At 54.1% G+C, this 18,452-nt stretch carries 25 protein-coding genes; all 25 read left to right on the top strand.

The annotated features are described in order from the left end of the window. Nucleotides 1-2: 2 nt before the first annotated feature. The 25 genes from KGP25_RS18430 to KGP25_RS18310 all read left to right on the top strand — a co-directional run bounded on the left by KGP25_RS18430 (nucleotide 3) and on the right by KGP25_RS18310 (nucleotide 18,451). On the top strand, nucleotides 3-533 hold the full coding sequence (locus tag KGP25_RS18430; RefSeq protein WP_223539439.1) for a lysozyme: 531 nt from the start codon (nucleotides 3-5) through the stop codon (nucleotides 531-533). Then, nucleotides 530-1,051: a hypothetical protein gene (locus KGP25_RS18425; RefSeq protein WP_223539438.1), complete on the top strand. Its 522-nt coding sequence runs from the start codon at nucleotides 530-532 to the stop codon at nucleotides 1,049-1,051. The genes KGP25_RS18430 and KGP25_RS18425 overlap by 4 nt, the downstream gene beginning before the upstream one ends. 135 nt (nucleotides 1,052-1,186) lie before the next feature. Then, on the top strand, nucleotides 1,187-1,621 hold the full coding sequence (locus KGP25_RS18420) for a hypothetical protein (RefSeq protein ID WP_223539437.1): 435 nt from the start codon (nucleotides 1,187-1,189) through the stop codon (nucleotides 1,619-1,621). Next, on the top strand, nucleotides 1,621-1,806 hold the full coding sequence (locus KGP25_RS18415) for a hypothetical protein (RefSeq protein ID WP_023150213.1): 186 nt from the start codon (nucleotides 1,621-1,623) through the stop codon (nucleotides 1,804-1,806). Before KGP25_RS18420 ends, KGP25_RS18415 begins: the two co-directional genes overlap by 1 nt. Nucleotides 1,807-1,855: 49 nt before the next feature. Further along, complete coding sequence (locus tag KGP25_RS18410; protein ID WP_223539436.1) at nucleotides 1,856-2,215, top strand: hypothetical protein; 360 nt, start codon at nucleotides 1,856-1,858, stop codon at nucleotides 2,213-2,215. Between the two features lie 67 nt (nucleotides 2,216-2,282). Further along, nucleotides 2,283-3,287 carry a tyrosine-type recombinase/integrase gene (locus KGP25_RS18405; protein ID WP_223539435.1) on the top strand — a complete coding sequence of 335 codons (1,005 nt, stop codon included), beginning with the start codon at nucleotides 2,283-2,285 and terminating at the stop codon, nucleotides 3,285-3,287. A gap of 244 nt (nucleotides 3,288-3,531) precedes the next feature. Beyond that, entirely contained in the window at nucleotides 3,532-4,134 is a 603-nt protein-coding gene (locus tag KGP25_RS18400; protein ID WP_094935931.1) for a hypothetical protein, read from the top strand. 198 nt (nucleotides 4,135-4,332) lie between these two features. Then, nucleotides 4,333-5,949, top strand: a complete 1,617-nt coding sequence (locus tag KGP25_RS18395; RefSeq protein WP_223539434.1) for a TerL protein — start codon at nucleotides 4,333-4,335, stop codon at nucleotides 5,947-5,949. A gap of 1 nt (nucleotide 5,950) precedes the next feature. Then, a complete protein-coding gene (locus KGP25_RS18390) occupies nucleotides 5,951-7,420 on the top strand; it encodes a DUF1073 domain-containing protein (protein WP_023150219.1) in 1,470 nt (489 codons plus the stop codon). A gap of 70 nt (nucleotides 7,421-7,490) precedes the next feature. Beyond that, a complete protein-coding gene (locus KGP25_RS18385; RefSeq protein WP_348967970.1) occupies nucleotides 7,491-8,024 on the top strand; it encodes a phage minor head protein in 534 nt (177 codons plus the stop codon). Nucleotides 8,025-8,285: 261 nt separating this feature from the next. Continuing rightward, a complete protein-coding gene (locus KGP25_RS18380; RefSeq protein ID WP_223539433.1) occupies nucleotides 8,286-9,560 on the top strand; it encodes a DUF2213 domain-containing protein in 1,275 nt (424 codons plus the stop codon). An 11-nt stretch (nucleotides 9,561-9,571) separates the two neighbouring features. Continuing rightward, nucleotides 9,572-10,075: a hypothetical protein gene (locus KGP25_RS18375; protein ID WP_148244146.1), complete on the top strand. Its 504-nt coding sequence runs from the start codon at nucleotides 9,572-9,574 to the stop codon at nucleotides 10,073-10,075. Between the two features lie 11 nt (nucleotides 10,076-10,086). Beyond that, nucleotides 10,087-11,034: a DUF2184 domain-containing protein gene (locus tag KGP25_RS18370; RefSeq protein ID WP_016247459.1), complete on the top strand. Its 948-nt coding sequence runs from the start codon at nucleotides 10,087-10,089 to the stop codon at nucleotides 11,032-11,034. Between the two features lie 46 nt (nucleotides 11,035-11,080). After that, a complete protein-coding gene (locus KGP25_RS18365; protein ID WP_088728362.1) occupies nucleotides 11,081-11,491 on the top strand; it encodes a hypothetical protein in 411 nt (136 codons plus the stop codon). After that, entirely contained in the window at nucleotides 11,463-11,873 is a 411-nt protein-coding gene (locus KGP25_RS18360) for a DUF4054 domain-containing protein (RefSeq protein ID WP_023150225.1), read from the top strand. Before KGP25_RS18365 ends, KGP25_RS18360 begins: the two co-directional genes overlap by 29 nt. Next, complete coding sequence (locus KGP25_RS18355) at nucleotides 11,870-12,376, top strand: hypothetical protein (protein ID WP_223539432.1); 507 nt, start codon at nucleotides 11,870-11,872, stop codon at nucleotides 12,374-12,376. Before KGP25_RS18360 ends, KGP25_RS18355 begins: the two co-directional genes overlap by 4 nt. Continuing rightward, nucleotides 12,376-12,780 (top strand): head-tail adaptor, encoded by a 405-nt coding sequence (locus tag KGP25_RS18350; RefSeq protein WP_148244148.1) that lies wholly within the window; start codon nucleotides 12,376-12,378, stop codon nucleotides 12,778-12,780. The genes KGP25_RS18355 and KGP25_RS18350 overlap by 1 nt, the downstream gene beginning before the upstream one ends. Continuing rightward, complete coding sequence (locus KGP25_RS18345; RefSeq protein ID WP_223539431.1) at nucleotides 12,773-13,318, top strand: hypothetical protein; 546 nt, start codon at nucleotides 12,773-12,775, stop codon at nucleotides 13,316-13,318. Before KGP25_RS18350 ends, KGP25_RS18345 begins: the two co-directional genes overlap by 8 nt. Before the next feature lie 3 nt (nucleotides 13,319-13,321). Then, nucleotides 13,322-14,467 (top strand): DUF3383 family protein, encoded by a 1,146-nt coding sequence (locus tag KGP25_RS18340; RefSeq protein ID WP_223539430.1) that lies wholly within the window; start codon nucleotides 13,322-13,324, stop codon nucleotides 14,465-14,467. 11 nt (nucleotides 14,468-14,478) lie between these two features. Then, the gene (locus KGP25_RS18335) at nucleotides 14,479-14,919 is read left to right on the top strand and encodes a DUF3277 family protein (protein WP_003826314.1); all 441 of its coding nucleotides are present in this window, start codon (nucleotides 14,479-14,481) and stop codon (nucleotides 14,917-14,919) included. Between the two features lie 3 nt (nucleotides 14,920-14,922). Then, the gene (locus KGP25_RS18330; protein ID WP_223539429.1) at nucleotides 14,923-15,375 is read left to right on the top strand and encodes a phage tail assembly chaperone; all 453 of its coding nucleotides are present in this window, start codon (nucleotides 14,923-14,925) and stop codon (nucleotides 15,373-15,375) included. Nucleotides 15,376-15,386: 11 nt separating this feature from the next. Continuing rightward, on the top strand, nucleotides 15,387-15,563 hold the full coding sequence (locus tag KGP25_RS18325; protein WP_024131618.1) for a hypothetical protein: 177 nt from the start codon (nucleotides 15,387-15,389) through the stop codon (nucleotides 15,561-15,563). Next, nucleotides 15,553-17,562, top strand: coding sequence for a transglycosylase SLT domain-containing protein (locus KGP25_RS18320; protein ID WP_223539428.1), 2,010 nt, complete (start codon nucleotides 15,553-15,555; stop codon nucleotides 17,560-17,562). The genes KGP25_RS18325 and KGP25_RS18320 overlap by 11 nt, the downstream gene beginning before the upstream one ends. After that, nucleotides 17,562-18,149: a phage baseplate protein gene (locus tag KGP25_RS18315; protein WP_016247449.1), complete on the top strand. Its 588-nt coding sequence runs from the start codon at nucleotides 17,562-17,564 to the stop codon at nucleotides 18,147-18,149. Before KGP25_RS18320 ends, KGP25_RS18315 begins: the two co-directional genes overlap by 1 nt. Further along, entirely contained in the window at nucleotides 18,149-18,451 is a 303-nt protein-coding gene (locus tag KGP25_RS18310; protein ID WP_032666013.1) for a hypothetical protein, read from the top strand. Before KGP25_RS18315 ends, KGP25_RS18310 begins: the two co-directional genes overlap by 1 nt. Nucleotide 18,452: the final 1 nt, after the last annotated feature.

Genomic DNA, 18,452 nt, shown 5'->3' with positions numbered 1-18,452 from the left:
TCATGGCATCAATGAAAAGCAAGCTCAGCGCGGCCATGCTTGGGTTATTGGCTGCCGGTGCCACTGCGCCGGTGCTCATGAGTCAGTTTCAGGATGAAAAAGAAGGCACCAGTCTGGTTGCTTACCCTGATGCTGGTGGCGTGTGGACGATTTGCGGCGGTGTGACTCGCGTTGACGGCAAACCCGTGGTTAAGGGCATGCAGCTGACGCGCCAGCAGTGCGACAAAATCGACCAGGCAGAGCAGGCAAAAGCTTTGGCCTGGGTGGAAAAAAATGTTCGAGTTCCGCTAACCGAGCCACAAAAAGTCGGTATAGCGTCCTTCTGCCCCTGGAACATCGGCCCCGGAAAATGCCTGCCGTCAACGTTCTGGAAAAAGCTCAATGCTGGTGATCGGCCCGGCGCCTGCGCAGAGATAAAGCGCTGGATCTATGACGGCGGTCGCGATTGTCGTATCCGCTCGAACAATTGTTACGGGCAAGTTCTACGCCGTGACCAGGAATCCGAACTGGCATGCTGGGGGCTCGATAAATGACCCTGAAAACCTGGTTACTTCTGGGTGTTGAGTTGCTGCTGTCCGGAATCATTATTTTTGTGCTGCTAGGACAGGTTAGCGAACAACGTGGCAGGGCAGAAAAAGCAGAGCAAGAGGTCGATGGCCAGCGGCAGGTGATAGCCACTCAGGCTTTCAACATCAATCGTTTCAATCAGATTGCCGACTATACCAACCGGAACAATTCACTGATTGATGCCAGCTCCGATAAAACGGTTATTGAATATCGGGAGATCCTCCGCCGTGAAAAAACCTGTGATCTGCCTGTTCCTGCTGATGTCGCTGGTGGGCTGCTCGAATACACGCACCGTATACGTGCCAGCGCAATGCACACCGATTCCGGGGACGCTGACGCAGCCGGTGATAGCGCCACTACCACCAGCGCGCTGACGTATTGCCAGGCTGTTCTCTGGATCAAGCCGCTGCTGGCCGCTATCGAAAAAGCGAATAACCAGCTGGCTGGGATACGTGAAATAGAGAAAACCAGAGCCTCGCAATAGCGGGGCTTTTTTCTGCGCCTCGTACGCGCATTTCAGAGAGTCTTTCAGTAGTGAGCCTGAGGAGCATCGTTAAAGGTGGCGACCTCTCTCGGGCGGTGCTTCTGTACGACAGGCTCACACCTCAAAGGAAACGCAATGAAGAAATTCATGACTAAGATCGTAAGCAACGTAATTAATTATACTCTGCTGTCTCTTTTGTTATTCGCAGTATTCACAGGTGCTAAATCGTTAGTTGGTGTTCTGGCTGCTGTTTACTGGGTGATGATTTCACTTTGCTTTGTCATCGGTCCATTTTTTTACATCCTGAGTTATGCGGCTAAAAGCGCCAAGGACGAGGACTCTCGTCGTAAGGCACTGGAGCTTATTGGGGATGTAGCGAAAAAGAAAAACGTACTATTGCGAGTTCTGGGATGGCTTGAGCTTATTATTATAAGTTGCTTGATGGCGTATGCTGGGTGGGTTTTTACAGCCGTTTGTTATGTTCTCTCATCATTATATCTGCGTCTTTTTGTTTCATTGGCTCGCGAAAATGTTGCTGCAGCAAAACCTAACGATAAAGAGGTGGCCTGATGGCTCGCTTAAATGTCGAAGTAATTCCGCCGAGTAATGAGCAAATAAACCAGGTGATTGAAGAAATAAGCCGGAAATACGCACGTAAGCCACTTACCCCGCAGATCGAAGGTGAGCTCCAGCGTGAAGCTGCTCGACTGGTGCGCCGGTTTACCAAAACGAAAGTTACTTTAGTGAGAGATTAACGCGATGAAAAAAATAACAGTCACCGTATAGGGACCTTCTCCATTTCAAATGGAAGTGGATTATCGCCCAGAAAAAAGTGAATTAGGTAATATTCTACGCGCTCTTTCATGTGCAACTGAAATTGCTGCAAGAGAGGCGTTGAAAATCGGCGAGGAAATATCCGTGGATATACGTCGTGAAACTGAATTACCCATTCATTCAACGGATTGTGAGCCTGCCGATACCGGGGGAACCGTTTATGAGGCAGTTTTTGAACTGAATGATGGTAAAAAAATCCTCGGCTATTCGGATCAAGACCAACCGAAGGCGAACGGAGATTATTACCACTGTGCAGCTACCAAAGGTCTGAAAGGGCGGGTTATCGTGGTGGCTAAATATGTTACTAGTTTCCGTTTTACTCCTCTATAAAGCTGATATTACAGGAGCCCTTTACTGAGGGGCTTCGATAATGTTATTTGATTGAGGATTGTTCAGTATGGCTTCGATAAAAGAATCCACTGATGCCAATGGACAATCAAAATATTACGTCCACTGGAAGGATGAAAAATCCGGTCATGGACGCCGCCGCATCTTTAAGAATATTGACGATGCAGCACATCTTTTCTGGCAAAAACAGAATGTCGAACTGGATTGTCGAACTGCCAGCTGGACCGGAATAGACCATTCATGGACTTTCCGAAAGTTAATTCTGTTTTATCTGGGGTATCAGGCCGGCAAGCTGGAAAAAAATATCATACGGCTGTCGTCATATACGAAATGCCGCCACGATCTTCTCGCTGTTGACGGGCCGATACTGGAAAAAAATATTCTCCATATCAGCCATCGGGATATCGTTGATTCGGTTCGCACCGGCTGCCATCGCTGGATTCGTTCGGCTTTTTTCCTGCTGGTGGAAAAGCGGCTCATCACTTTTAACCCCGTTGACCGTCCCGCGCGCCGGAAGCGTCGACCCATCACCATACCGCCATCATCATCGGTCAGGGAGTTACTGAATAACGCGCCAGTTCGTGAGCGTATCGCGTGCTGGCTCGGGATTTGTGGCCTGCGAATCGGTGAGGCTCTGGCGGTTACGTATAACGACGTGTCAACCGACTGGATCGACATCCGGGGGCATGTTGTTGACGGTGTTATACATGAGGGGCTGAAAAGAGGAGTGGAGCGCCGGGTACGGATGCCGCGTGAGCTTTTCGCGTTGCTGGATAAAAGTAAACTCGGTACCTCTGAGCCTCTTATCTGCAACCAGTTTACCGGCGCATGCCTCGCTACCAGCTACGGCACTCAGGGCGTTCTCGTCAGAACCCTGAACGACTATGGCATTAAGCGATTCCATCATCTTCGCCACTTTGCTGTATCTCGCCTGGCAAACAAAGGCGTCGATATCCTGAAGGTTTCCCGACTTATTGGGCATTCGAACATCAAAACCACAATGGACGTTTACGGTCACCTGTTCGGTGAAGTGGTGGAGATGGATTTGGACTGAGTTATCCACATAGTGGAAATATTAGGGCGATCCACTATCTCCCCATTCTGCGCGGCCTCCGGGCATCAAATCGCAGTTTTCCCGAAAAAAAGGATATGCCGCATTTTTACCCCCTCTGATATGCCGCACTTGGCACCAGAGAGGACGCGGCCTGCACGCCAGAATTTACCGCGTGATACGCCGCACCCGGATCGGAGAAATTGGATTTTGAACAAAAAATAATCACATTGACTTAGGCGGAAGTATGGCTCCTAAAAAAAGCTTCAGAAAAGCCTACGTCGGTATCGTTATGGACATGGCATTAGCCCGTAGCAAAATCAGCAATCGGATGGTTGCTCAGCGCTTAGGTGTGGACGAGACGACGATCCGTCGCTGGCGTAAAGAGAATATCGAGTTTGAGCGCGCTTTCACTGAGGCTCGCGAAGCTCTCAGAGAGAAAATAAACCGCGTCGCCGGTAAGAGCCTGGACGTTCGCAAACGGAAGGTTGTCACCACATCGCCGGATGGTGTGAAAACCACGATTGAAGATGTGCTGCCCACGCACAACGATATTGCTGTTTTCTCAAAGGTGCTCGGTCTTGGTACCAGCGTCTATAGCGAGGAAGAACGTCAGCGTGATGTGCTTCGCGAGGTGATGAAAAACAAGGTGGCCGGAAAATACTCCGCGCTGGAGGCGGCACAGCTGCTTGAGGCTGAGGGGGTAAAAGTTCCGGCAACCCTGCAAATGGAGCTGGGAGCACCGAAAATTTTCGAACCGTTCAACAATATGGACGAGGCAGCCAAAGCCGACGCGGCGAACCTGACCCCGCAGGAAGCAGCCGATATCTACAAAAAATACCTGGGCTGAAAATTGCAAAAACAGGCGTTTCGAACCGTAAAAACGCTATGCACTTTTTGACCCGTTTTATGCACGTTTTATTCATCCCGATTTGACCACTTTTCTGTTCAAAACAGAGGCTTCACGCCGTTTGCGTGATGGGTGCTGTTGCGCCAGTGCGGGTAACGACCATTATGTTAAATCGGGGCGTTTTTGAGGAATTTTTCTGTGCCGATCCCGTTCCCCTTTGACTTCCGTAAACCGGACTATACAGCCGTGTTTGAGTGGAGAATGGAGAGGCTGGAGCGGATCAGGAAAGCGCCTGAAATGCTTCCGGCACTCCGTGAGTTTTACCGCACTAACCCGGCCCAGTTCATCATCGACTGGGGCATGACAACGGACCCGCGTAACCTCGATTATGGCCTGCCTGCGACCATCCCGTTTTTGCTGTTCCCCCGCCAGGAGGAATGGATTAACTGGATCATGGACAGGCGCGCCAGTCTTGAGCATGGACTGACAGAAAAAAGCCGAGAAATGGGGCTGAGCTGGACCTCTATCGGTCTGGCCTGTTCGCTTTGCCTGTTCAACAAAGAAATGGTGATCGGGTTCGGTTCCCGTAAAGAGGAATATGTCGACAGTACCGGCGACCCGAAAGCGCTGTTCTGGAAGGCACGGAAGTTTGTCGAGCTGCTGCCGGTTGAGTTTCGCGGTTCATGGAGTGACAAAAAACATGCCCCTTATATGCGCGTGGAGTTCCCGGAAACGGGCGCGGTCATTAAGGGAGAGGCTGGCGATAACATTGGCCGTGGTGACCGTACCACGCTTTATTTCGTGGATGAGTCGGCATTCCTCAAACGGCCATTTCTCATCGATGCTGCGCTATCACAGACCACCCGCTGCCGTATAGACCTCTCTTCGGTCAACGGCATGAATAACCCGTTTGCCCGTAAGCGCCACAGCGGAAATATCCCGGTGTTTACGTTCCACTGGCGCAGCGACCCGCGCAAGGATGATGAGTGGTACCGCAACGAATGTCTGAAAATTGATGATCCGATTATTGTTGCTCAGGAACTGGACCTGAACTACAGCGCATCCACAGAGGGGATTCTCATTCCTTCTGAATGGGTGCAGGCTGCCGTCGATGCGCATATCAAACTGGGTATTCAGCCCAGTGGCCAGCGCCTCGGCGCAATGGATATCGCAGACGAAGGGAAAGACAAAAACGGCTTTTCTTGCCGCTATGGCTTCCTTCTGCAGAACGTTCACGAATGGTCTGGCATTGGCAGCGACATCTACGCTTCTGTCGTTAAATCGTTTGGGTACTGTGACGATTACGGTCTGGATGAGTTCCGTTTCGATGAGGACGGTCTGGGTGCTGGTGCGCGTGGCGATGCTCGCGTGATAAACGAGCTCAGGCAGGCTGAAGGCCGGGGAACAATCACAGCTACGCCTTTCCGTGGTAGCGGTAGCGTATTCGATCCGGAAGATGAAGCCGTCCCTGGTGATAACGGTAAAGCGGCGCGCCTGAATAAAGACTTCTTCGCGAACGCGAAAGCACAGAGCTGGTGGCATCTTCGCAAGCTGTTTCGAAACACCTTCCGCGCGCTGAACGGGATGGACTACAACCCCGACGAAATCATTTCGATAAGCAGCGAGATAGAAAATATTGACCGCCTGCTGATGGAGCTTTCACAGCCTACATGGTCGAAAAACGCCGTCGGTAAAATCCTCGTGGATAAACAGCCGGAAGGTACAAAATCGCCGAACCTCGCCGACGCCGTGATGATTAACTACGCGCCGATGGATTCCTCTCTTGATAATTGGGCCAAACTGGCCGGAGCGTGACATGTCCCGTAAGAAACGCCAGAACGGCGCACAAAAGCCCGTTGCGACAGCTGACGGGTACAACAATTTCACGGCCAAACTTGGCAGCGACACCAGAAACATACAGACGGGCGGAATGTACATGCCCGGGTACATCAGCCGTAACAGGGTGATGCTGGAGTTTGCGTATCGTTCATCGTTCCTCGTTGGTGCCGGTGTGGACGCGATGGCGGATGATATGACCCGCAAGGGGATTAACATCAGCTCAAAGCTGAAACCCGGACAAAAGGGCAAACTCGAAACCTTCTGGGATGAGCTCGCTATATGGGATGGTCTTAACGATAACCTCAAATGGTCACGATTGTACGGTGGCGCGGTGCTGGTGGTCCTGCTTGAAGGGCAGGATATGTCCTCCCCGCTGAAACTGGATCGCATCAAAGAGGGGCAGTTTAAGGGAGTGATGAGCCTTGACCGCTGGATGGTTAACCCGAGTTATTACGATCTCGTTACCGATTACGGTCCCGATTTTGGGAAACCGAAATATTACAAGGTAATCACGAACCAGCAGGGGATTCCACCCTGGAAGATCCACCATAGCCGCGTTATCCGCATGGAGGGCGATACGCTTCCTTTCCAGCAGGCCCAGACGGAAAACGGCTGGGGGATGTCTGTTGTGGAGCGTATTTTCGAGCGTATCGAGGCGTTTGATACTGCGACCGTCGGCACCACACAGCTGATCCACAAAGCGCATCTGCGAACCTACAGCATTGAAGACCTGCGCAAGATTCTTGCTACCGGAGGCGACCTTGAAAAGGCGCTGATGAAGCACCTGGACATGATACGTCAGTTCCAGACCATAGAAGGCATGACCATCATGGATGGTAAGGATAAGTTCGAAACCCACAGCTATACGTTTGCGGGTATCGCTGATGTCCTTCTGCGCTTTGCTGAGCAGGTTTCCGGCGCGACGGGAATTCCTCTCGTCCGTTTGTTCGGGCAGTCCCCTGCAGGTTTCAACACCGGCGACGGCGATCTGGAAAACTACTACAGCCGGGTTAACTCGCTGCAGGAGAGACGCTTACGCCGCCATATCCGCTGGCTGCTCGATATCTCCTGGCGTTCTCTGTTCGGTGAACCACTACCTGACGATTTTACTTTCGAGTTTAACAAGCTCTGGGAGATGTCAGACGTGGACCGCGCAACGATGGCGAACAATGTGGTTACTGCACTCGGTACCGCCGTTCGTGACCTCGGAATGCCTCCGGCAGCCGCGCTTAACGATCTCAGGAACATTTCTGATGTGATTGGGATCGGTGGTTCTATCACTGACGAGGACATAGAAGATGCGAAGGCCCAGTGGGAGGAGGATGAACCTGAAACCATCCCTCCGCCGCCGTTCGGAGATCCAGTATCGAAAAAGCCTGTTGGCGATAGCAAACCAGATAGGGCAGATCGTCGATGGTACCTACGATGGTTCACAGGCCAGCGCTGACAGCATTTCGAAAACGCTGGTGGACTATTCCGAGGTAATCAGCGACTGGGCAGAGCAGGTCGGGCGAAGGATGTTTGCCCAGGTCGAGCAGGAGGAATGGAATCAGTGGAAATCGGTATCAGAGGAAATCGGCGCTGGCCTGCGCGATGTGGTGGGTAATACCCCCGTCGGGCAGGTGGCGCAGGATATCGTTTACCGCCAGATTCAGCTGATGAAGTCCCTGCCGCTGGAAGCAGCCGATCGCGTGAGGGACATACAACAGCGCGCAATGCAGGCTGTTATCACTGGCGAACGTCCGGACGAGCTCTATGAGATGATCATGGCCTCCGGTGACGTGGCCGCCAGCAGGGCGCAGCTGATTGCCCGTACAGAGATTGGACGAGCTACCGGCGCGCTGACGCAGGCCAGAGCGCTTTCGGTTGGCTCAGAGGGCTACTGGTGGCGTATCGAGGGGGCCGGAACGCGGGATTCTCACCGCAAGATGAAAGATAAATTTGTGCGCTGGGATAACCCGCCGACGCTGGACGGTATGACCGGACACGCTGGATGTTTGCCGAACTGCAAATGCTGGCCTGAAGTACAGATTCCTGCACCGAGAAAATGAAAAATACGGCTTTGAGCATTCATTTCATGCGAACTGCAATACCCGCGAAATGTTATGAAAATGTTGTATTCGAAAAGACCGATTTTCAGCCCAGTTAATCGCTACTTTTACGGCTTTAAGGGGACATTTTAATCGAGTCCATTTTCGGCGGTGCGGGTAAGAACCCTTATGTTAAATAGCCCGTTATTTCGAACATTTTTCCCATCTCACAAGGTCGCCTCCGGGCGGCCTTTTTGTTGCCCGTAATCGAGCAGGTAACCCATGAAATATTTCTTCACTACACGCCTGGGCGAAACGCGCTATCTGCAGGCGGACGGCTCTCTGCTGTGTAAAGACGTGCCGATCGCACGCACAGGGACGCAGGTCTATTTACCTGAGGAAATCGACCTCGAACCGGACGGCACCGGCACGGTGACAGTCTGGCGAACAGAAGACGAGGTGTTTTCCCCTGAGACGATGGCGAGCTTTGAGGGCGTAGCCGTCACGCTGGGGCATCCAGAGGACAGTCTGGGCAACATCGTTTTCGTGAACCCTTCTAACTTCGCAGAGCTGGCGCACGGACACATTCAGAACGTCCGGCGCGGCACCGGCGATAAATCGGATCTGCTCATTGCTGACGTGCTTATTAAACGGCAGGAAGCAATCGACGCGGTGAATTCTGGCCTGACCGATGTCAGCTGTGGCTATGACGCGCAGTACAAGCAGTTGGCCCCCGGTAAGGGCAAGCAATACCAAATCACAGGTAACCACCTCGCTGTCGGCATCGACCGGGGGCGTGCTGGTGGCCGCTGTGCAATCGGGGATTCCATCCCATCAACAACAAAGGAGAAGCCTGTAATGTCATGGCTTAAAAAACTGGCTCAGGCCATTAAGACGAAAGATGAGGATGCACTGGCAAAACTCATCGACGAAGCGCCGGATATGCCGTCTGATGGCATGCCTTCAATCCCCGGTTCCTCTATCACTATCAACATTCCTTCACAGGCCACCGCCTTGCCTGAAGGCAATCGCACCACCACCACGGACGAAGGCGATCCGAACAAAGACAAAACCGGCACGGGCGATGAAGAAATTCCGGCCTGGGCGAAAGCGCTGCTGGTTCGTCTGGAAAAGCTGGAGGGTAAAACCACCGACGGCGATCCGGACCCGGGCAACATGACCACCGACGAAGACGAAGAAGAAAACCGCAAAGTGACAGGTGACGCGGCCTTTAAACGCAACCTGATCGCCGATGCGGAAATTATCTGCCCTGGCTTCCAGCCTGCTGGCGATAAGAGCCTTAAACGTCAGGTGCTGAATCACGCAATGCGCACCGGTGACAGCCTGAAATCGTTCGGTGTGGATGATTTCTACAAAGCGCCTAAGGCAACTGTCGACGCGGTGTTTACTGCCGCTGTGGCGCTGCATAAGGCGAAAAATCGGCTGACCCCGCTGAACAACATTACCCGCACCACAGACAGCGGAATCAGCACTAAACACCTTTCCCCGGCAGAACTGAACAAGGTCAACGCCGAATTCTGGGCAAAAAACAAATAAGGTAAATCATCATGGCAGGTACTGCATATTTAACGCGCATGCCCCTGGGCATTGCCGGGGGCGTTACCCGTCCTCGTGATCTCACCATCGAGCCGGTTAGCCTGGACCACACGAAGCAGTTCGCGTCCTACGGGCTGGTTGGTAAGTACGTGAACGATAAATTCGTTCCGCTGGAATCTGGCGACACCATCAGCAAAGTGAAAGGGATTCTGGTTCGTCCGTTCCCGATCACCTCTGCTCTGGACCTTGCTTACATCGGTGTGACGGCTAATCAGGTTGGTGACAACCTGAAACGTGGTTACATCTGCGTAACTGCTACCGCAGGCAACGCGGCGACCGCGAAAAAGGGCGATCCGGTTTACGTTCGCGTGGCTGGTGGCACCACTCAAAGCCCGATTGGCTCCTTTGTGCTGTCTCCGGACTCTACCGCATCAAATACACCTCAGCTGCCAAATGCAGAGGTCATGGGGCCGGGTGAAGCCGACGGCCGTATTGAAATCGCTTATAACATCTGAGGGAATAATTAATGTTTACAATTGACAGAGCGACCATCGACTCCACCGGCGCGTTTCTCGTCGGCGAACTGGAGCGCATGGATCAGACGCTGAACATGCCTTTAGTGTCCTACAAATGGTCACGCGACATGCCGCTGCGCAGCGATATTTCTATCGCTGATGAAGTGTCATCCTTCACTAACACCGATTTCGTCGGCGTTGGTGGTCCAAACCCTAACGGTAAAAACTGGATCGGTAAAAAAGCTACTGCCATTCCTGGTATCGAACTCGATATCCAGCCTACCCGTAACAACCTCACCTTGTGGGGGCAAGAAATCAGCTGGACGGTACCGGAACTGGCTTCTGCCCAGAAACTGGGCCGTCCGGTTGATGTCCAGAAATACGAAGGCATGAAGCTGAAGTGGAACATGGACACCGACGAACAGGTTTATATCGGTGATAACGAGCTCGGCGTTGCTGGCCTGCTGAACCTGCCGGATGTTACTCCTGTTGCTGCAGCTGCAGCGTGGACCGCAACCACCGATCCGGATGTGATTGTCCAGGATATCAACCTGGTGCTGTCTGATGGCTGGGTTCGTTCTGGTTATGCGGTCTGCCCGGCAAAAATCGGCCTGGCACCGGAGTTATTCGGCCTGCTGGCGAGCAAAAAGGTTTCCTCTGCAGGGAATATCTCCGTGCTGGAATACGTGAAGATTAACACCATCGCGTTCCAGGAAAACGGCACACCACTGGAGATCGTCTCCATGAAGTGGGCCTCCAAGCGTGGCGCTGGTGGCGCGCATCGTATCGTTGCTTACACCCAGGACGAAAAATACGTTCGCTTCCCAATGGTCCCTCTGCTGAACACGCCGCTGGAGTATCGCGGCCTGCAGCAGCTGACCACTTACTACGGCAAGCTGGGCCAGGTGGAAACCCCGTATTCCAATACGATCTCTTACCTGGACGTTCCGGCGTCTTAACCTGAAACAGGCGGGGAAACCCGCCTTTTTTTATGGAGCAAAAAACATGAAATACGTTGTTTCCGGTGGCGCTACTCTCAGCTTTTCCGACGGTTCTAAATTTGAGCTGTCTCAGGGCATCCACGACAGTTCCTCTTTCCCGAAAGAAGTGAAGGACCACTGGGCCTTTAAAGCCTATGCGCGCCCGATTGACGAAGCCGACCTGGCGAACGAGCAGAGCAATGAAGACCTTTCCGCGAGCCTTGTTCTCCTGGCAGAAGAAAATAACACCCTGAAAGCGCAGCTGGCTGAGCATGAAAAAACCATCACTGCGCTGGGGAATGAAAACACAGACCTGAAAGCGCAGCTGGCAGCTGCTCAGGCACCAGCAGGCGGTAAACCTGCCGACAGCACGGACAAAACCGATAACACCGGCGGGGACGCGAAAAATGCCAAAAAACAGCAGGCTTCCGACTAACGAGCAGTTCCGCACCGACTTTCCCGAGTTCGCCGATAAAACCCGCTACCCTGACCCCTCAGTGAATTTCTATCTGGGGCAGGCCGATTCACTCCTGAATCAGGACGTACAGGGCGATCAGTTCGTCTACCTTGCTGAACTATTCACGGCTCACTATACGGAGCTGCGCGGCCGCACGCTGGCCGCCGCTGCCGCTGGTGGTGTGAACAGCAACGGCGCAGCAGGTGTCGTGTCCTCTAAATCAGTGGATAAGGTTTCAGTGAGCTATGACGTGTCCGGAGTAATTAACCCGGATGCCGGTTTCTGGAACAGCACCGCCTACGGGCGCGAGTTCTACTGGTGGTGGTCGATGTTCGGCGCTGGTGGCAGGCAGCTGCTATGAAAAGCGGGTTGACGGTTCGCGCTGACAACGCCGTGGCTGTTCTGGAATCCCTCCGGCAGCTATCCGGAATGGATGTGCTGGTGGGAATACCTGAGGACAAGGCAGGGCGCGAGGATGGCTCTCCGATTAATAACGCGGAACTGGGCTACCTCCACTCGACGGGGGCAACGGTGGAAATCGACGGTACAACGATCACGCTTCCCCCGCGTCCTTTTCTGGATATGGGGATCGAGGATTCAAAACCCCGAACCACTGCGCACCTGAAGGCAGCGGCAACCGCCGCGCTGGAGGGGCAGACTGAAGCTGCAGTGTGTGAGCTGGAGAGTGCCGGACAGATTGCCCGTGACGCTGCAAAAGCCGTTATCGGAGCTGGCGACAGATTGCACCCGCTTTCTGAGAAAACCCTCGAACGCAGACGGGCCGAGGGCATTCCCGGCGAAAAGCCGCTGTATGCCCACGGTTACCTGTTGCGCTCAATTAACTACGTCGTGAGGAAAAAATAATGCCTCTTCTCGATGTGAGCGATGTTCTTCTTGATCCCGACTTCATGGACACCAGTCTGGTTTGTCACCGGCAGGTTCAGACGGTAGATGAGGACAATTTCACGAAAAACACAGCTCAGGATATCCCATTCTCTGGCGTGGTGACGGTTGACCGTTCTCTGGAAGCCAGGCGAATGGAGGCTGGCCAGAACATCAGTGGCGCGATCCTCATCGTGACGCAGTTCAGATTAACCCAGGGCCAGCCCGGTACAGACAGCGCCCCGCGACTTGATGCCGATATCGTGAGCTATAACGGACGCGACTATCGAGTGACGTTCGTCGACCCGTACACCAGTTACGGTGCTGGATTCGTCCAGGCACATTGTGAGCTGGTGGACTTTAACGGAGGGACGCCAGTTGAGTAACGACAGCACCACGCGCGGTTACCTGACGCCTGTCGGGGATAGCCCCCAGTATGACGAGGCGCTGGAGCGTGAAATCAGCCGATGGATTCGTGGTGTTTCTGGCTTGCCGGCCGCGCTTGTTTTTCCCCGATGGACTGACCCGCAGCCTCAGATCCCCAACAACGGGGTGACGTGGTGCGCCTTCGGCATCACTACCGTTCCCCAGCCGTTAAGCCAGTCCGATGTTCAGGTTTCGGAAGAACAGTCCGAGCAATGGACATGGGAACAGGTAACGGTGATTTGCTGCTTCTATGGCCCTCTGGGGGCCAACACTGCATCAACTTTCCGAGCGGGGATATTCGTCGAGCAAAACAACGCCGAACTGAATCGCTCGGGGCTTTCGCTGGTGGAGGCCGGGACTATCTACAACCTGCCAGAGCTCATTAATAAACAGTGGGTAAGGCGCTATGACCTCACCATCACGTTGTCCCGCAAAAACATTCGTACCTACAACGTCCGGACGCTGCAAGATGCGCCCGTCTCATTTTTCGGAGACTAAATTATGCCGCAGGGATTACCTGTATCTAACGTCGTTAATGTCGACGTGATCATTGGGCCGCGTGCGGCTACTGGTCGAAACTTTGGTTCGCTGCTCATTCTCGGGAGCTCAACAGTTATCCCGGTTTCTGAGCGCATTCGCCTCTACTCATCCCCGGAAGATATCGGCACAGATTTCGGCGTGGATAGCCCGGAATATGAAGCCGCTACGGTGTATTTCTCGCAATCACCGAAACCTCAGCAGGTGTATGTCGGTCGCTGGGCTAAAACGCTGGTATCGGCTGAAAGCGGTTCGACGGAAACGCTGCTGCAGGCGGTGAACGCCGTTCTGAATTACACGAATTGGTACGGTCTGGCCGTGGCTGACGATGAAGATATCGACGATGCCGACTGGCTGAGCGTGGCCGCTGCGATCGAGGCCTCCAGTCTCAGCCGAATTCTGGCGATTACCACTGCAGAGCCTGAGACGGTAAACGCGACCTCCACTACCGACCTGGCTTATAAGCTGAAGGCGGCAAAATACGCTCGCACGTTTGTGCAGTATTCCACCAGCAGCAAGTACGCCGCGCTTTCTGCGTTTGGCCGGGCGTTTACGGTGAATTTCAACGGCAGTAACACGACCATTACCCTGAAATTCAAGCAGGAGCCGGGTATCACCTACGAGACACTGGATCTCAGCCAGGCTAAGGCGCTGGATACCAAAAACTGTAACGTCTACGTGTATTACGAAAACGATACGGCAATCCTGCAGCAGGGCGTCATGTCCAGCGGCGATTTCTTCGATGAGCGCCACGGGCTCGACTGGCTGCAGAACTACGTTCAGACCAACCTGTATAACCTGCTCTACACCAGCACAACCAAAGTCCCACAGACTGATGCGGGTGTTACGCGCCTCCTTTCTAACGTTGAGAAATCAATGGATCAGTCTGTCACGAACGGTCTGGTAGCTGCTGGCGTATGGAACGGAGGTCCGATTGGGCAGCTGGATTCCGGCGACACGCTGACAAAAGGCTATTACGTCTACGCGCAGCCGATTTCAGAGCAGGCGCAGGCAGACCGTGAAGCACGTAAGGCACCGGTGATTCAGGTGGCCTGTAAGCTGGCGGGTGCGGTCCATTTCGCTGATGTGCAGATCAACGTCGTTCGCTAAGGAGAACACGAATGTCTACTTATTCTTTTATGGACGTCACGGCGTCCCTCTCCGGCCCGACTGGCGAGATTGATCTGGGCTACGGTTCCGCCAGTTCAGAGGAGGGGATCACCGTTGCAATGGGCGGCCCCAAAAATACCATGACCATCGGCGCTGACGGCGAAGTGATGCACAGCCTGCACGCGGATAAAAGCGGCACGGTAACCGTCAACCTGCTGAAGACCTCACCGACAAACAAAAAGCTGTCGCTGGCGTACAACGCGCAGAGTCAGTCCTCAGGTACCTGGGGAAACAACGTCATTGTGATCCGAAACAAGGTGAGCGGTGACATCATCACGGCGCGCAGCGTGGCGTTCCAGAAACAACCGGATAACGCCAACGCTAAAGCCGGTAATACGATGCCCTGGGTGTTTGACTGCGGCAAAATCGACCAGGTTCTCGGAGAGTTTTAACAGATGGAATGCTCAATCAAAGGCCACGATTACCGCGTGGCAAAACTCAGCGTTTTTGACCAGCTGAAAGTGACCCGCAAACTGCTGCCGGTGCTGGCGGGCATGATGTCAGATTTCGGGAGCATTCGCTCCCTTCTGCCTGCTGATGGCAAAATCGACAACGTGAAATTCGATAAACTACAACCGGTGTTTGAAACCCTTCTGCCGTGTATCGCTGAAAAACTGTCCTCCCTGACCGAAGAAGACACCAACGCGATTATTCATCCATGCCTGGCCGTGGTATCACGCAAGCACATGGACGGATGGACGCCGGTATTTAACAGCGGTCAGCTGATGTTCGATGATATCGATCTGCTGACCATGCTGCAGCTGGTGGCGCGGGTGGTCGCCGATTCACTGGGAAATTTTTTGCCCGTGAGCCCTACCAGCGCGACGCTGGGCCAGCCTCAGGGTTAACCCTCAACAGCCTGCCTGACGGGCTGTCTTATCTCCTTGACCCGGTTGATGCCGGGTTAATCCCTTATTACGCGCTGAAGGATGGATCAGTCGATCTGTGCGATATCGCGCTGATGAATGACCACCTGGCCGTTAAGGCTGACAACCAGCGCCGTATTGAGAAATGGAGAGAGGATAATGAACGCTGAGACTATTAAAGATTTTCTCGTCTCGCTCGGATTCGATATCGATGAAGCGGGCGCATCAAAGTTCGACTCTGTTCTCGCCGGTACGACCGCAAACGCCATCAAAATGGGGCTGGCCGTCGAAGGTGCCGCGCTTACCGTGGTGGCCTTCACGGCTAAGATCGCCTCGGGGCTGGATAATCTCTACTGGGCGTCACAGCGCACCGGCGCGACGGTTCAGGGGATTCAGTCTATTGGCTATGCGGTTTCGCAGGTAGGCGGCAGCGTTGACGCGGCGCGAACCTCTCTGGAAAGCCTCTCCCGGTTTGTTCGTAACAATCCCGGCGCGGAAGGTTTCCTGAATCGCCTGGGCGTACAGACCCGTGACGCCAGCGGCAACATGCGCGATATGGCCGCTATCTTTACGGGTGTCGGCCAGAAGCTCAGCAGCATGCCGTATTACCGGGCTAACCAGTATGCGCAGATGCTGGGCATTGACGAAAATACCCTGATGGCGATGCGTCGGGGTGTGGGCGGTTTCTCCGGGCAGTACAGCGCAATGGCGAAAGCTATCGGCTTCAATGCTGACGAGGCGGCCAGAAGCTCCAACAAATTCATGACCTCCCTGCGCGAGTTCGGCGCGATGGCAGGCATGGCCCGTGACAAAATCGGCTCTAATCTTGCTGGTGGTCTGGCGGGTTCGCTGGACACGCTGCGCCGACACATCCTGGATAACTTCCCGCGCATCGAGCAGACCCTGACGAAAGCCATAAAAGGCATTCTGGCGCTCGGGGACATTATCGGGCGGCTGTTCTTCAGGCTTATTGAGGGGACATCCAGCCTTATCACCTGGTGGCAATCGCTGGATAAGCAAACCCGGGAGCTGATCTCGCTGTTTGGCGCGCTGACGATTGCGCTGCGCATTCTGAACAGTACGTTCTGGATGTCGCCGATTGGCCTGATTACCGCGCTTGCGGCGGGAATTGCCCTTCTGTGGGAGGACTATCAGACCTGGAAGGAAGGCGGGGACAGCCTGATTGACTGGGGCAAGTGGAAGCCGGAAGTCGACGCCGCGCTGAAGATGGTTCGTGACCTTAAAACGACCGTTAACGAACTGGCGAAAGCGCTGGCGAAACTGCTCAATATTGACCCCAAATCATGGTCCCTGAAGTGGGATTTCAGCAACTTTATCGACCAGATGGGCGAGTTCAGCAAAATGCTGAATATGATCGCCGACCTGCTCAACGCCATTAAAGATGGCCGCTGGGCTGATGCCGCCAGCATCGGCAAACAGATGCTTAATCAGGGCAGCGAAAATCCGTCAGCGATGCCGATGGTAACAGACAGCGCCAACGGTACCGCCGACTGGATTAAAGAGCACTGGGGATTCGATCCTCGCAGCGTGGGCCGAACGGTGCGCGGCTGGTTTGGTGAGGATGATCCTGAACAGCTCGGCCAGTCAGTAAAGCGGCCACAGCCAACCAAAGCGGGCTCTGAGCTGCTGGGATGGATGCAGCCGATGCTTACCAACCTGGAACAGCTCTACCGGCTTCCGGAGGGGTTACTGCGCAGCGTGGCCATAACGGAATCGGGCGGTAATCAGTTCGCCGTTTCAGGCGCTGGCGCTAAAGGCCTGTTTCAGTTTATGGACGGCACGGCGCGCGACATGGGTCTGCGCGGGAATGATGTTTTCGACCCGGAGAAGGCCGCGCAGGCAGCCGCAAAGTATCTTTCACAGCTGCTGCAGGCTAACGGCGGTGACCTGAGCAAGGCGCTGGCCTCATACAACTGGGGGATCGGGAACGTGCAGAAGCACGGTATGGCCCTCATGCCTCAGGAAACCCGCAACTACATTCCGAAGGTGTTAAGCAACATGCCCGCGCCCGGTGCTCAGGTACAGCAACAGAACACCTATCACATCTACGGTGGTGGTGACCCGCGTTCTGTCGGTACCGAGGTCGAGCGTCGGCAGCAGTCGGCAAACGCCCAGGTCATGCGCGGTAATCAAACGAAGGTGGGCTAATGGATATTCTCTCTACGCTCTTTCAGCAGCAGAGCCGAAAAATAGGGATGATTGTCCCCAGCGTGGTTGTTTCTGAGAAGCATACCGACACGCTGGAGATAACAGAGCACCCTGTCGAGGTCGGGGCCGCCATCGCCGACCATGCCTACAAAAAACCGTCTGAAGTGGTGATGGAGGTCGGTTTCGCTGGTGGCGGATCGTTGCTGGATTTTGCCAGTAACCTGACGGCTACCAGCCTGCTCGGTCTAAGTCCCCAGCAGACGTATCAGGAGATACTCGACCTGCAGGCGAGCCGTATTCCTTTCGATGTTGTGACCGGCAAACGGCTGTACAGCAACATGCTGATCCGCGCGCTGGAAGTGACGACAGACAAGACAACCGAAAACGTCCTGTCTGCCGTTCTCACCCTGAGGGAGGTTCTTATCTCGCAGACGCAGCAGATCACCGTCGCGGATAAAACTAACATGAAGGACGGGGCCAGCACGTCGGCGGTACTGAACACCGGCAACAAAACCACAAAGCCGCCAAATACCTCGCTGCTGAAAAGCATCACGGGTAACGCGGCGTCATTACTGGGACTCGGCTAATGGCAATTCAGGAAATCCCGCTGACAGCGGATAACCAGCAATTCAGCATCATTCTGGCGGGGACCACCTGGCGGATTAGTATCACCTGGCGCGATCTGTACTGGATTATGGACCTACAGAACGACAGAGGGGAGCCGGTAATCTCCGGTATTCCTCTCGTCACCGGCGCTGACCTGCTGGCGCAGTACGCCTATATGGGCCTCGGCTTTAAGCTGGTGGTGGTCTGTGACGACAGCACACAGGATTATCCGACGAAAACCGACCTGGGCGGCCGCAGTCATTTACTGGTATCAACGGAGTAAG

It is taken from the genome of Enterobacter sp. JBIWA003 (assembly GCF_019968825.1).
In the GTDB taxonomy this organism is placed as follows: domain Bacteria; phylum Pseudomonadota; class Gammaproteobacteria; order Enterobacterales; family Enterobacteriaceae; genus Enterobacter; species Enterobacter quasiroggenkampii.
The sequence above is the reverse complement of the archived record's forward strand: the minus strand, read 5'-3'. Positions and strand labels throughout refer to the sequence as shown.